At 72.1% G+C, this 14,310-nt stretch carries 11 protein-coding genes; 2 read left to right on the top strand and 9 right to left on the bottom strand.

Annotated features, from left to right (window positions below; genetic code table 11):
* The first annotated feature begins 92 nt into the window (after positions 1-92).
* Complete coding sequence (scpC, locus tag CX1_RS09975) at positions 93-1,607, top strand: succinyl-CoA:acetate CoA-transferase ScpC (protein WP_046649463.1); 1,515 nt, start codon at positions 93-95, stop codon at positions 1,605-1,607.
* A 125-nt stretch (positions 1,608-1,732) separates the two neighbouring features.
* On the opposite strand, the gene CX1_RS09980 is transcribed toward scpC, so the two are convergent.
* Together CX1_RS09980 and CX1_RS12555 are read right to left on the bottom strand one after the other, a co-directional pair.
* The gene (locus CX1_RS09980; RefSeq protein ID WP_240452615.1) at positions 1,733-3,556 is read right to left on the bottom strand and encodes an ABC transporter ATP-binding protein; all 1,824 of its coding nucleotides are present in this window, start codon (positions 3,554-3,556) and stop codon (positions 1,733-1,735) included.
* A gap of 1 nt (position 3,557) precedes the next feature.
* Entirely contained in the window at positions 3,558-5,192 is a 1,635-nt protein-coding gene (locus CX1_RS12555) for an ABC transporter ATP-binding protein (protein WP_169793214.1), read from the bottom strand.
* 150 nt (positions 5,193-5,342) lie between these two features.
* Between CX1_RS12555 and CX1_RS09990 the strand changes: the two genes are divergently transcribed.
* Positions 5,343-6,320 carry a siderophore-interacting protein gene (locus CX1_RS09990; RefSeq protein WP_060925606.1) on the top strand — a complete coding sequence of 326 codons (978 nt, stop codon included), beginning with the start codon at positions 5,343-5,345 and terminating at the stop codon, positions 6,318-6,320.
* A 3-nt stretch (positions 6,321-6,323) separates the two neighbouring features.
* On the opposite strand, the gene CX1_RS09995 is transcribed toward CX1_RS09990, so the two are convergent.
* The 7 genes from CX1_RS09995 to CX1_RS12560 all read right to left on the bottom strand — a co-directional run bounded on the left by CX1_RS09995 (position 6,324) and on the right by CX1_RS12560 (position 14,299).
* Positions 6,324-7,106, bottom strand: a complete 783-nt coding sequence (locus CX1_RS09995; protein ID WP_046651120.1) for an ABC transporter ATP-binding protein — start codon at positions 7,104-7,106, stop codon at positions 6,324-6,326.
* Positions 7,103-8,122 (bottom strand): FecCD family ABC transporter permease, encoded by a 1,020-nt coding sequence (locus CX1_RS10000; RefSeq protein WP_046651121.1) that lies wholly within the window; start codon positions 8,120-8,122, stop codon positions 7,103-7,105. Before CX1_RS10000 ends, CX1_RS09995 begins: the two co-directional genes overlap by 4 nt.
* Positions 8,109-9,122: a FecCD family ABC transporter permease gene (locus CX1_RS10005; RefSeq protein WP_113570023.1), complete on the bottom strand. Its 1,014-nt coding sequence runs from the start codon at positions 9,120-9,122 to the stop codon at positions 8,109-8,111. The genes CX1_RS10000 and CX1_RS10005 overlap by 14 nt, the downstream gene beginning before the upstream one ends.
* Positions 9,119-10,078, bottom strand: a complete 960-nt coding sequence (locus CX1_RS10010) for an iron-siderophore ABC transporter substrate-binding protein (protein ID WP_060925615.1) — start codon at positions 10,076-10,078, stop codon at positions 9,119-9,121. The genes CX1_RS10005 and CX1_RS10010 overlap by 4 nt, the downstream gene beginning before the upstream one ends.
* A gap of 147 nt (positions 10,079-10,225) precedes the next feature.
* Positions 10,226-10,717 carry a hypothetical protein gene (locus CX1_RS10015; RefSeq protein ID WP_146780698.1) on the bottom strand — a complete coding sequence of 164 codons (492 nt, stop codon included), beginning with the start codon at positions 10,715-10,717 and terminating at the stop codon, positions 10,226-10,228.
* A gap of 167 nt (positions 10,718-10,884) precedes the next feature.
* Positions 10,885-12,480: a phosphoglycerate dehydrogenase gene (gene serA / locus CX1_RS10020; RefSeq protein ID WP_060925607.1), complete on the bottom strand. Its 1,596-nt coding sequence runs from the start codon at positions 12,478-12,480 to the stop codon at positions 10,885-10,887.
* Between the two features lie 235 nt (positions 12,481-12,715).
* A complete protein-coding gene (locus tag CX1_RS12560) occupies positions 12,716-14,299 on the bottom strand; it encodes a hypothetical protein (protein WP_255217657.1) in 1,584 nt (527 codons plus the stop codon).
* Between the last annotated feature and the right edge of the window lie 11 nt (positions 14,300-14,310).

Here is a 14,310-nt window from a genome sequence, read left to right on the forward strand (position 1 = left end):
ATCGGGGCGAGCGCCCAGTCGACGCGACGGGGGCGGGTCCGGAAGCGGGTCGGCGGTTTTTCAGGACGAACATCCACGATTCAGGAGGAACAATGTCGGAACGCATCGCGCACGCAGGTTTGCGCGGCAAGGTCATGACCGCTGATGAGGCCGCTGCCTTCATCAACCCCGGCGACATGATCGGATTCTCCGGCTTCACCGGCGCCGGCTACCCCAAGGAGCTGCCGGGCGCGCTGGCCAAGCGCATCACCGAGGCCAAGGACCGCGGCGAGGAGTTCCGCGTGAAGGTGCTCACCGGCGCCTCCACCGCCCCCGAGCTCGACGCCGCGCTGGCCGAGACCGGCGGCATCGCCTGGCGCATGCCGTACCAGTCCGACCCGAGCATGCGAAAGGCCATCAACGACGGCACGTCGGCCTACTCCGACATCCACCTGTCGCACTCCGGCCCGCAGACGGAGCAGGGCTTCTTCGGCGACCTCAACGTCGCCGTGGTCGAGGCCACGCGCATCACCGAGTCCGGCGGCCTGGTCCCGACCTCCTCGGTCGGCAACAACGTGTCGTACCTGAACGCCGCCGACAAGATCATCGTCGAGGTCAACTCCTGGCAGTCGCTGGGCCTGGAGGGCATGCACGACATCTGGAGCCCGGGCCTGCCGCCGAACCGCCAGATCGTCCCGATCATCGGTTCCGGCCAGCGCGTCGGCACCACCGCCATCGAGATCGACCCGAGCAAGGTCGTCGCCGTCATCGAGACCAACGCCGCGGACCGCAATTCGCCGTTCAAGCCGCTGGACGACGACTCGAAGGCCATCGCCGGCCACCTGATCGACTTCTTCGAGAACGAGGTCTCCCAGGGCCGTCTTCCGGAGAACCTGCTGCCGCTGCAGTCCGGCGTCGGCAACATCGCCAACGCCGTGCTCGCCGGCCTGCTGGACTCCGACTTCGAGAACCTGACCTCCTACACCGAGGTCATCCAGGACGGCATGGTCGAGCTGCTGGACAAGGGCACCATGACCGTCGCGTCGGCCACGTCCTTCGCCCTGTCGCCGGAGGCGGCCGAGCGCATGAACGACCAGGCCGAGGACTACGCCAAGAAGATCGTGCTGCGCCCGCAGGACGTCTCGAACAACCCCGAGGTCATCCGCCGACTCGGCGTGATCTCGTGCAACGGCCTGATCGAGGCCGACATCTACGGCAACGTGAACTCGACCCACATCATGGGCACGAAGATCATGAACGGCATCGGCGGCTCGGGCGACTTCACCCGCAACGCCTACATCTCCACCTTCGTCTCCCCGTCGACGGCGAAGGGCGGCGACATCTCCGCCATCGTGCCCATGGTCTCGCACCACGACCACACCGAGCACGACGCCATGGTCATCATCACCGAGCAGGGTCTGGCCGACCTGCGTGGCCTGGGCCCGCGCCAGCGCGCGAAGGTCGTCATCGAGAAGTGCGCGCACCCCGACTACAAGGAGGCGCTCACCGAGTACGTCGAGCGCGCCGAGAAGGGCGGCCAGTCCGCGCTGCACACCCCGCACGATCTCAAGGAGGCCCTGGGCTGGCACCAGCGCTTCGTCGAGACCGGCTCCATGAAGCAGAAGTAAGGTCTCGCTTCACGGCCGAAGCCGCTTTACGACGCCCGGCCCGCACATTCCAGACGGAGTGTGCGGGCCGGGCGTTTTTCGTGGTTCGGCGGGGTCCGGAACCGGGGCCGGGATCGGCCGAGAAGCTACGCCTGCTTGCGCCGGCCCTCCGACCACGCGCCCCACAGGGTGGCGTAGCGGCCGCGGGCGGCGACGAGGTCGGCGTGGGGGCCGGATTCGACTATGCGCCCGTCGTCCATGACCACGACGCGGTCGGCCGCGGCGGCCTGGTCCAGGCGGTGGGCGACGATGAGGGCGGTGCGGCCCCGGGTGACTTCGTTGGCGGCCTCGGCCAGCGAGTCCGCGCCGGCGGACCCGGCTTCGGCGGTGGCCTCGTCCAGGACGACGACCGGCGGGTCGGACAACAGCACGCGGGCCAGCGCCACCTGCTGGGCGGCGACGGGATCCAGCCGGTGCCCGCCGATGCCGACGATGGTGTCCAAGCCGTCGGGCAGGCGCCCGAACCAAGAGGAGCCGCCGACGCGCTCGATGGCCTCGAGCACCGCGGCGTCGTCGGCGTCGGGGGCGGCCAGCGTCAGGTCGTCGCGCAGGGTGCCCTCGAAGACGTGGACTTCCTGGGTGACCAGTGCGACGGTGCGGCCGCGGGCGGCCTCCGCGTCGACGGTGAGGTCGTGGCCGCCGACCATGACGGTGCCGGAGTCGGCGATGCGCAGGCCCGCGACGATCGCGGCGACGGTGGATTTGCCGGCGCCGGACGATCCGACGAGGGCGACGGTCTCCCCCGGCGCGATGGTCAGGTCGACGTCGTCGACGGCGCTGCCGCGGCCGTAGGAGAAGCTGACGCCGCGCAGGTCCACGCCGGCGGCGGGATCCGGGTCGGCGTCGGCGTGCTCGGGGCGCCGTTCGCGCAGCACGCCCACGATGCGGGTCAGCGAGGTGGCGCCGGACTGGGCGACGTCGAGGACCATGACCATGCGGGTCAGCGGGGCGAACAGGCGCATGAACAGCAGCATCGCGGCGGTCGCGCCGCCGATGGTCGTGTGCCCCGCCTGCACCAGGTAGAAGCCCAGCACCAACGTCGAGGCCATGCCCAGGTACTCCGCGAAGTGCATCCGCGCCATGATGATGTTGTGCGTGATGCGCGCGTCCACGCCATGGCGGACGACTTTCCAGCTCCATTCGGCGATGCCGAGGCGTCGCAAAGCAGCCAACCCGAACGCCCGCACCGCGGGCAGGCCGTGGATGGTCGACAGCACCATGCGGGCGCGCTCGGCCATGGCCCCGCGCTCGGCGGCGAAGACGGCCGGGGCGGTGCGCAGGTACCCGCGCACGGCCAGGACGTGGACGGGCGCGACGACCAGGAACGCCGCCATGAATCGCCAATCCACCGAACCGACGCCCGCGATGGACACGAGGACCGTGAACAGGGCGCCCGCGGCGATGGGCAGGGTCTGGGTGACGGCGGCGGAGACCTGGGCGACGTCGTCGGTCGCCCGGGAGACCACGTCGCCGGCGCCGGCGCGCTCGACGCGGGCGACGGGCAGGCCCAGCGCCGTGCCGACCATGTCCTCGCGCAGATCGGCGATGGCGGTCTCCGCCAGCCGCGCCACGAGCTTGAAGCCGATGGCGGACAGCACGCCGGAGCCGATGGCCGCCAGGACCATCCGGAGCGCCAGTTCGCCGATGTCGCCGCGGGTGCCTCCGTCGGCGACGACGTCGACGATGCCGCCCATGAGCTTCGGCACCAGCACGCCGCACCACGCGGCGGCGATGAGCACCGCCACCGCGACCGACAGGCGCAGTCCGCGCCCGCGCACCAGAGTGCGCAGATGCCGCAGGGTCTCCCCCGCCCCGGCGACGGGGAACCGGTCGGCCGTCATGGCGGCGTCGCGGCTGTCCGCGCCGAAGGTCGGGCGCAGGTGCTGGGTCAGCTGATTCATTCCGCGCATGTCACGCCACCTCCATCTCGGCCGCCCAGGCGGGGGCGGAGGTCAGGACGATCGTGGTCCTGCCCTTCCGGTGCCGCGCCACGCCGCGGGCCACGGCCTGCTCCGTCACCGAGTCCACGGCCGTGGTCGGGTCCGCCAGGACCAGCGCCGGCGGATCCGCCAGCAGTGCACGGGCCAGCGCGATGCGCTGGCGTTGTCCGCCGGAGAGCATGACTCCGGCGTCGCCGATGCGGGTGTCCAGGCCGTCGGGCAGGACCTCGATGACGTCGACGCAACCGGCGGCGGCCAACGCGGCGTCGATTTCCGGCCCGGTCGCGTCGGGTCGGACGGCGAGGAGGTTCTCGGTGACCGTGCCGTCGAAAAGGTCCGCCGAGTGCGGTGCCGTGACCACCCGGTCGAGGACGTCGCCCAGCCGCGCTTCGGCGAGGTCGACGCCGTCGACGAAGTAGCGCCCCGGGTCCGGGCGGTGCGTCAGGGTCAGCGCGTCGACGATGTCCGACATCTCCGCGGCGCCGACCGCGAAGACGCGGTGGGCTCCGGGCGATACCGCCTCGCCGTCGATGACGATGCGCGCCGGCGTCGCGTCGGCACCGTCGAGCGCCGTGCCGTCCTCCGACACGGCGTAAGGCTCGCGGAGCAGGCCGAGGACCCGCTCGGCGCTGGCGACCGACGTCGCCCAGACGGCGGAGGCGTTCTTGCCCAGGGCGGTCATCGGATCGATGATGAACTGCGCCAGGCCCACGACGGTGATCAGCTCACCGACGGTGAGGTGGCCCTGGATCGCCGCAATGCCGGACCCGGCGGCGACGAGGGTGACGAAGATGCCGCCGAGGACCTCGACGGAGCCGATCAGCCTCGCCTCGGCGTCGACGGCGTGGACGGTGGAATCGAGGGCCTCGCGGGAGCGGGTGCGGTAGCGGCCCGCGGCGGTGCGGCGGGCGCCGAGGCCGGCGAGCGTGCGGAATCCGGCCACGAGGTCGGCCGCGGTGGCCGACGCACGGGCGGCTGCGGCCTGGCGGTGCCCGACCCGGCGGCGCAGCGGGGCGCCGGCGGCCATCGAGCCCCAGGTCAGCAGGGCGCCGCCGATGAGCACCACCAGGCCGATCGGCACGGAGACGGTGAGCAGGATGATCGACGCGAAGATCAGCGCGGCGACCTCCGCCACGGGGCGCAGGCCGACCATGACGGCGCGCGCGGTGTTCTGGGCGTCCGTCGTGGACACCGCCAGCAGCGCGCCCGGCGGCCGGGTGCCGTTGGCGAAGCCGCGCCGGTCGACGATGCGGTCGGTCAGCTGCATGCGCAGGGTGTGCTCGACGGTGAGCATGGCGATGGTGCCCAGGCGCCCGCCGAAGCGCGCCGCCACGTCGAGGACCAGGAACACGGCCGCCAGCACGAGCATCCACGACCACAGCGCGGTGGAGTTGCCGTCGGCGATGGCGGTGTCGACGGTGCGCCCGGCGACCACCGGCACCAGCGCCTCGCACACCTGGTGCACGATCATCAGCAGCATCGCCGGGATGGTCACCGGCTTGCGCGAGAACATCACCCGCAGCTGGTATTTCGCGGGCGACGTGGTCGCGTCGAATGCGGGTGGCGCGATCGGCGGCGGCGTGGCCGGCGCTGTGATGAGCGGCACGGGGACCTCCCGGGTCAAGGCTGGATGTGCGGCTGGATGGACGGGAAGAAACGAAGTATCACCTTACCCGGCGGGCCCACCGCCGATCCCCCTGCGGTGCCGCCGCTCCGGACGCGGGAGCAATACCGAAAGTTCGGGTAGCCTACCCTCATGCCATCAGATGTCGTCATCGCATCCCCCTCCGAATTGGCGCCCTTCCGCCTGTTCCGGACCACCGTCACGGCCATCGACCGGTCGCGCCCGACCATCGTCCGCGTCACCCTCGGCGGCGATTGTCTCCGCCGCTTCGGCCGCGGCGGCCTCGACCAGCGCATCAAACTCTTCTTCCCGCGCATCGACGACGCCACCGGCCGCGCCCTGCCCCTGCCCGAACTCGGCCCGGACCTCTTCGACGCCGACGGCGCCGGCGAGGACACCGCCTTCGCCCGGCTGCGGGCGATCATGTCCGCGCCCGGCGCCCCGCACGTGCGCACGTACACGGTGCGCCGCATCGACCGGGACGGCACGGCCCTCGACGTCGATCTGGTCGCCCACGGCACCACCAGCCCGTCGGCGCGCTGGCTGGCCCAGGTCCGGCCGGGCGATCCGCTCACCGTCCTGGGCCCCGACGAGATGTCGGCCGGGCGCCTCGGCGGCATCGAGTGGCGGCCCGGCGCGGCGTCGTCGATCCTCATCGCCGGCGACGAAACCGCCCTGCCCGCCATCGCCGGCATCGTCGAGCAGGGCGGGGTCCCGGCCGGTGCCCGGGTGCGCATCGTCGTCGAGGCGCCGGATCTGCGTGATCTCGACGATCTCCGCGCCCCTTCCGAATGGACCGTCGTCCGGTTGGCCCGCCCGGAGGGCATCGCCCCCGGCAGCTTGCTTTCCGACGCCGTGCGCACCCTCCTCGCCGACGAGCCCGGATTCCTCCGCGGAGAGGCCACTGGAGAGGACGGGGCCGAGACCAGCGACGAGGACGTCGTCTGGGACCTCGCCGCGGACCATCTCGACGGCGGCGGATACGCGTGGCTCGCGGGAGAGGCCTCCGCGGTGACGGGGCTGCGCCGCCACCTGGTGCGGGAACTCGGCGTCGACAAGTCCCGGGTCTCGTTCATGGGCTATTGGCGCGCCGGCCGCGAAGGCGCCTGAGGTTCAGACCGTCCCGCGGGCCACGATCAGCGGCGCCTTCCCTCCGGCCGGATCGTCGAGGACGTCGGCCCGCAGACCGTAGGCCTCGGCGAGCAACGCCGGGGTGATGGCGTCGCGGGTGCCGCCGTCGGCGAGGATCGCGCCGTCCTTCATCACCACCACCCGGTCGGAGTACATCGCGGCCATCGACAGGTCGTGCAGGACCATGACGACGGTGCGGCCCTCGTCGGCGAGCCCGCGCACCAGGTCCAGCATCTCGATGGCGTGTGCGGGGTCGAGGTAGGTCGTCGGCTCGTCGAGAAGCAGCACCGGAGTTTCCTGCGCCACCGCCATGGCCAACCAGGCGCGCTGTCTCTGCCCGCCCGACAAGATGGCCAGGTCGTCGTCGGCGAGCCCGGCGGTGCCGGTGCGTTCCAGCGCCTCGGCGACGGCCGCCCGGTCCCGGGCCGACGGCCCGCGCCACCGGGGGCGGTGGGGATGCCGGCCGCGGGCGACGAGCTCGCCGACGGTCAGCCCTTCCGGCGCCACCGGATGCTGCGGGAGCACCGCCACGCGGCGGGCGCACTCGCGGGCGGAGAGCGAATGGACGTCGACGCCGCCGACGCGCACCCGCCCCGAACGCGGCGCCAGCAAACGGGACATGGTCCGCAACAGCGTCGACTTGCCGCAGCCGTTGGGCCCGAGCAGCGTGGTCACGCCGCCCGGTTGCGCCGTCAACGACGTCCCGCGGACGATGTCCGGGCCCTCGCCGTATCCGGCGACGACCGCTTCGACGGTGATGTTCATGGGATGCTCCTCGCAGTTGAGCCGCGCACGACCAGCGCGACCAGGACGGGTCCGCCGACGATGGCGGTGATCAGGCCGACCGGAACGGTCACCGGAAGCAGCGACGCGATGACCGCGCAACCGGAGATGAGCGTGGCGCCCGCGGCGGCGGAGGCCACCGGCGGTGCGGTGGGGGCCCGGGACGCCAGCCGCGCCAGCTGCGGAGCGACCAGCGCGACGAAACCGATGGGCCCCACCACCGACACGGTCACCGCGACCAGGCCCGTCGACGCGATGAGCAGCGTGGCCCGCACCCGGTCGACGTCCACGCCGAGCGCGCGCGCCGAATCGTCGTCGTGCGCCAGCAACGGCAGATCCCGGCCGCGCCATGCACCGAGCAGCGCGAAGGGCACGGTGGCCGCGACCAGCGGGGGCAGCGCTTCCCAGCGGACCAGCCCCGTCGACCCGGCCAACCAGGTCTGCGCCTCGGCCGCCCGCGACAGATCGGCGCGGACCATGAGGTAGGACACCGCCGCGTGGCACATCAGCGACAGTGCGACGCCGACGAGGATTACCCGGCTCGACGTGCCGAGCCCGCCGAATGCGAACAACAGGGCGACGATCGCCGCGGCGCCGGCCATCGCGAGCAGGCAGCGCCACCAGAACGTCGGGATGCCGACGGCGAACTCCGGCCGGGCCACCAGCGTGCCCAGCACCACGGCCACCGCCGCTCCCCCGGACACGCCCAGCACGTCCGGCGACGCGATCGGGTTGCGCGACGACGTCTGCGTCCACGCACCGGCCACCCCGAGCGCCGCGCCGACGAGAGGCGTGGCGATGGCCACGGGCATCCGCAGATCCCACACGACGGTGATCTCGCGGCCGGAGCCGCCGCCCGTCAACACTGACAGGACCGTCGACGGCGGGATCGGCACCGGACCGAGGCCGAGCATGAGCACGTACGCCACCGCCGCGACCGCCCCGAATCCCGCGGCGGTGACGCCGGCGGCGACGGTCCTGCGATCACCTGCAGGCACGGTGCTCCCCCTTTCGGACGGCGTACACGAACAACGGCGCGCCGATGAGGGCCAGCACGATGGACACCTCGATCTCGCCCGGCCGGAGCACCATTCGCCCGGCGACGTCGGCGAAGACGGTCAGGGCGGCACCGGCGGCCGCGGCCGCCGGCAGCAGGCGAACCAGCGACGGCCCCGTCAGCGGCCGGATCAGGTGCGGTGCGGCGAACCCCACGAAGGCGACCGGCCCCACCGCCGCCGTCGCGGCGCCGGCGAGCACGACGACGGCGACGAGCATCGCGGCCCTGATCGCGCCCGGCGACGCGCCGAGCCCCGCTGCGGCGTCGTCGCCCATGGCCAACAGGTCCATCGATCGCGCGAAAGCGGCTGCGACCGCAGCGCCGAGGACGAGTCCGCCCACGGCGAGCGCCGCATCCCCGGTTCCGCTCCCCGACAGCGAGCCGACGGTCCACTGCCGCATGCCGTCGAGCACCGCATGGGATTGCAGCGCCAGCAGCGTCGTGGCGGCGGTGAAGGCCGCCGACGCGCCGACGCCGACGAGGATCAGGGTCAGCGGATCCGCCGATGCGCGCGACGCGCCGAACACGATGAGCGCGGCCGCGGCGGCGCCGGCCATGGCCAGCGGGGCCCGAACGAGCGATCCCGCCAGCCCGACGGTCATGCCCGCGGCGACGGCGAAACCGGCGCCGGAGGTGATGCCGATGATCCCCGGGTCCGCCAGCGGATTGCGGGTCCACGACTGCGCGATCGCGCCGGCCATGGCCAGCGAGGCACCGACCGCCAATCCGAGGATCGTCCTGGGCACCCGCAGCTCCCACACCACGTGGGCCAGGTCGCCGAAGACCGAGGTGGCCGCCGTCGCCGCCGACGGGCCGTCGCGCAGCACGGCGAGCACCTCGGCCGGGACCGTCGGTCTGGCCCCGATGAACACCGACGCCGCCGCGCACGCGATCAATGCCACCGCGAGGGCGACGGGCCAGGCCCGGCGGGCCCCGGTCACAGCTGCGCGGAGAACTTGCCGATTGCCCACGGGATGGTGACCGGGTTCGGCATGCTCATGGCGTTGCCGGTGTCGGAATCGAGGAACCGCACCCGGCCGTCCTTGACCACGTCGAGGTTCATGAACGTCGGGTCCTTCTTCAGTGCGTCGGCGGCGCCCATGTAGTCGAGCACGAACAGCACGTCGACATCGTCGAGGTCCGCGTAATTCTCCGGCGCGAAATCCTTGTAGAAGGTGCCGTCGTCGGTCTTCTGCAGCTCGTCGGGGATGGTGTAGCCCAGGTCCTCGATGAACTGGCCACGGCCGTCACCGTCGGTGTACAGGCCGATCTTGCCGTCGTAGGGCATGACGATCGCCGCGGTCTGGCCGGCCGTCTCCGGGTGCGCCTTCTTGAACTCCGTGAACTTCGCCTCGGTGTCGGCGATCAGTTTCTCGCCCTCTTCGGGCTTGCCGACGGCCTCCGAAATGGTCCCCACCTGAGAATCCCACGGCACCTGCCAATCGGCGTGCCCTTCGTCGTGGAGGGTGACCGGCGCGATGGCCTCGAGGTCCTTCTTCGCCTGCTCGTCGACGGCGTTGTTGACCGCGATGATCTTCGTCGGGTCGGACGCCGCGATCTTCTCCACGGTCTCCGCCGTGAAGCCGGTGCCCGTGCCGTAGACGACGTCGGGCCTGGCGTCGCCGAGCAGCTCCTTCGACCACGGGCCGACCCCGGATTCGTCGACGTCGCCCTCGGCGCCCCACGGGGCGACCAGCACGGGCTCGATTCCCAGCGCCAGCAGCGTGTCCGCATCGCCGAGGCCGACGGCCGCGATTCGCTCGACGCCCTCGCCGTTCGCGCCGGCGTCCGTCCCGGCTCCGTCGTCACCGCGCGAGCAGCCGGTCAAGGCCAGCGCCGTCACCGCGGCGAGCGCCGCCGCCTTGATGATCCTCTTCCGGCAATGGTTGTGATTCACGTTCCTGAACTCCCGTTCGTCGTTCACGCGGCGCACCGCCGCACGGGAGCACTATAGGCGGGCCACATCGGACTTGGCAAGGCTGCCCTAATTTACGTCGGTGGTGGTGGAGGGGCGGGCCATGACGGGTCGTCTCCGAGCCTCGCCCTACTTCCGGGCGACGGCTCCCCCGTCGGCGTCGCCAAGCACCTTCGCCGCCTTGAGCACGGCGCGCGTCTCCCCCGTGATCGGCCCCAGCTGCTCCTCGCGGGCGGCCTTGTCCGCGGCCGTGGCGGTGACCATGTACAACGACGCGAACGCGCCGAGCACCCACGACACCTTCACCAGCGCGCCCGGGATGTCCAGCGGCCCGAGCTCGACCATCGCCGGCGGCTTGCCCGTCCACGTCGCGATGGTCGCCTCCGGCACGCTGACCAGGCCCAGGAACACGAACCCCGCGAACACCAGCACCCCGAAGAAACTCGCCTGCGCCGCCTGCACCGAAGCGGCGACGTAGCGAAGATCGAGCTTCAGCCGCACCGGCAGCTTCCGGTCCTCCTCGATGACCTCGCGGACGTGCTCGTTGACCACCACGAACGACGCCAGCACGCCGCCCGCCCGACCTGGAACACCGCCACCGCCGTCCACGCCGGGGCGCACCGCTGCAGCAGACGATGGGCCCGCACCCGGGCCGGCAGGGCAGACGGAAGCCCCGAGGCCCATAGCCTCCGGATGACCTCTCGGTCCATCCGGACGGCTTCTTCCACGGGCCCCGGGGCGTTGTCTCGCACGCCGTTCAGATTACGCCATGCGAACGGCGGGTGGAGCTAGTTGAGCACCAGCTGCAGCGCACGGTTGGCGTCGATCTCGTCGACGATCGACTCGATCAGGTCCTCCGGCACCTCCTGCGACACGCGCAGGATCAGGATGGCGTTGTCGCCGTCGGCCTCCGGGGACAGGGCGGCGGCCTCGATGTTGATGCCCGCCTGGCCCAGCGCCACGCCGACCTTGCCCAGGGCGCCCGGCTGATCCTTGTAGGTGAGGAACAGGTTGCGGCCCTCCGAACGCATGTCGACGCCGCGGCCGTTGATGCGCACGATCTTCTCCACGCGCTCCAGGCCGGTCAGGGCGCCGGTGACGGTCGAGGCGGTGCCGTCGGCGGCGATGACCTTGACCTCGACGACCGAACGGTGCGTGACCGACTCCGGGGCGGTGGCCACGGAGATCTCGACGCCGCGCTCCTCGGCGATGCGCGGGGCGTTGACGAAGGTGACCGGCTCCTCGATCATCGAGGAGAACAGGCCGCGGGCGGCGGCCAGGCCGAGCACGTCGACGTCCTCGGTGGACAGCTCGCCGCGAGCGGTGACCTCCACTGCGGTGGGCGCGCCCTCCAGCAGGCCGCCGGCGACGAGGCCGAGCTCGCGGGCGAGCTCCAGCCACAGCGCGACCTCTTCGCCCACGGCGCCGCCGGAGACGTTGACCGCGTCCGGCACGAACTCGCCGGCCAGGGCCAGCAGCACGGACTTCGCCACGTCGATGCCCGCGCGGTCCTGCGCTTCCTCGGTGGAGGCGCCCAGGTGCGGCGACACGACGGTCTGCGGCAGCTTGAACAGCGGGGAGTCGGTGCACGGCTCCGAGGCGTAGACGTCGAAGCCCGCACCGCGGATGTGGCCGGACTCGATGGCGTCGGCCAGGGCCTGCTCGTCGACGAGGCCGCCGCGGGCCGCGTTGATGATGATCTGGCCCTTCTTCGACTTCGCCAGGAGGTCGGCGTCGAACATGCCGGCCGTCTCCTTGGTCTTGGGCAGGTGGATGGTGACGAAGTCGGCGCGGGAGACGAGCTCCTCGAGGTCGACGAGCTCGACGTTCATCTGGGCCGCGCGCGCCGGGTTGGCGTACGGGTCGTAGGCGATGATCGTGGTCTCGAACGCGGCGAGGCGCTGCGCGAACAGCTGGCCGATGTGGCCGAAACCGACGATGCCGACGGTCTTGCCGAAGATCTCGACGCCCTTGAAGGACGAGCGCTTCCACTCGCCGTCGCGCAGGGTGGCGTCGGCGGCGGGGACCTGGCGGGCCGTGGCCAGCAGCAGCGCAATGGCCTGCTCGCACGCGGAGTGGATGTTCGAGGTCGGGGCGTTGACGACCATGACGCCGCGCTCGGTGGCGGTGTTGATGTCGACGTTGTCCAGGCCAACGCCGGCGCGGCCGACGATCTTCAGCTTGGGGGCGGCCTCGAGGACTTCCTTGTCCACGGTGGTCGCGGAACGGACCAGCAGGGCGTCGGCGTCGGCGACGGCGGCGAGGAGCTCCGGGCGGTTCGGGCCATCGACCCAGCGCACCTCCACGGAATCTCCGAGCGCGTCCACGGTGGACTGCGCGAGCTTGTCGGCGATGAGGACGACCGGGCGAGCGTTCTGGCTCACGAGCAACTCCTGATTATGTGCGTATGCGTCCGATCCGATCCGGCACGACCGCGCCCGAAAGGATGGGTCCACGCCGGCTCGTTGGCATGGACCCGATCATCATATCCCCGGGTGTCCCCCTCGGGGGTGGTCGACCCCTGAACTGGTGGCCCGGAAACGCCCGGCCCCGGCCACCGCGTCCCCCTGGGACGAGTGGCCGGGGCCGACCATGAAAGGCGGATTGTCCGCCGAGCGCCTACTGGTAGGTGACGATCCAGGGGCGCGGCTCGATGTCCATGGTCTGCTCCGGGGTGAACATCGGCTGGTCCTCGTCGATGAAGTTCTTCCACGCCATGAAGATCTCCGGCTGGATGCCCTGGCGCATGACGTTCCACGTCTCGAACTTCTGCTCCGGGGTGCCGTGGCCGTCGGCGTGCAGCACGATGGCCAGCTCCGGGCGGGAGACGTCGATGGTTTCGCGGTCGCGCAGCATCTGCAGCTGGAACTGGTGCAGCATGAGCACCTTCTGCGGCAGGTCGTTCTCGGCGGTCAGATCCGCGAGGTAATCGACGACGCGGTTGACCTCCTCGGCCTGCACGTGGCCGACGGCGACGTTGGGCAGCCCGTCCGGCGTCAGCTTCCACTCGGGGTCCAGCGCCAGGCCGACGTTCGGCTTCTTCAGCAGCTCCTCGTAGAACTTCGCCTGCTCGACGAAATCGGCACGGCCGGGCTGGAGATCGATGATGACGTATCCGCCGGCCTCGGTCATCGCGTCGACGTACGGCTTCAGCGTTTCGACGGGCGCCGGCTCGGTGTAGTCGCCGCGCGGGCCGGGCGAAGCCTGCGCCACGGAGGCGATGATCTCGAAGGCCGGGATGACCTTGTCTCCGGTCAGGCCCTGGTACTCCTCGACCAGCGACTCGGCGTGGGCGACGGCTTCCTCGGGGGTCTCCTCGCCCATCACGCCGAGCACCGGGGCGCCCGGGTGGCCGTAGGTGGCGATCATGTGGCGCCCGGGGAACACCAGCTGGCCGCCGCCGGGCAGCTCCGCGATGTTCTCGTCGGCGGCGAGCTCGACGGACTTGCCGAACTTGCCGTCGTCGCCGAAGACGTCGCCGAGGCCGATCAGCGCGCGGTCGCCGCGCGCGGCCTCGATGGACTCGCTGGTGGCGCGGGCGTCGCCGATGGGCAGCCACTTCACCTCGACGCCCGCGGCGCGGGCGGTGGCGATGGCGCCGAGCGGGGTGCCCGGGGCGGCGAACGCCAACGGGTCGTCGTCGCCGGTCTTGGGCTCCACCGGGTCGGAGGCGGCGAGCGCGTCGGAGGCCTCTCCCCCGGCGTCCGCGGCACCCTCGGCCCCCTCGGCGGGCGCGGTCGGCTCGGCGGCGTCCATCTCGGCGATGGCGCGGGCCGGGTCGTCCTCGTCGGCCGCGGCGGCGGTGAACTCGGTGCCCGTGAGCGTCTTCAGGCCCTCCAGGTCGCCCGGGGCTGCAACGACGGTGCGCTCGCCCTCCGCGGCGACGTCGGCGTCGCCGACGGTGACCACGGTCGACGCGCCGAGGCGCGAGATCTCCTCCTCCACGGACGACGCGTCGGCGCCGGCCTGGACGAGCATGGGCACGCCGGACGCCACCGCGATGCCGGCGGCGCGGCGCTGCGCGCCCTCGTCCTCGGAGGACACGACGACGGCCTCGGCCGAGTCCAGCAGAGCCTGCGACGCCGCCATCTCATCGGCGACGGCGACAGGCTTGTCCGGGGCCTCGGCGGCCTTCGTGGGGCCGTCGTCGCTGGAACAGGCGACGAGGCCGAACACGGTTGCGGCGCCGGCGACGAGCGCCAGCGACCGGCGGG

Source organism: Corynebacterium xerosis NBRC 16721 = ATCC 373 (assembly GCF_001552415.1).
In the GTDB taxonomy this organism is placed as follows: domain Bacteria; phylum Actinomycetota; class Actinomycetes; order Mycobacteriales; family Mycobacteriaceae; genus Corynebacterium; species Corynebacterium xerosis.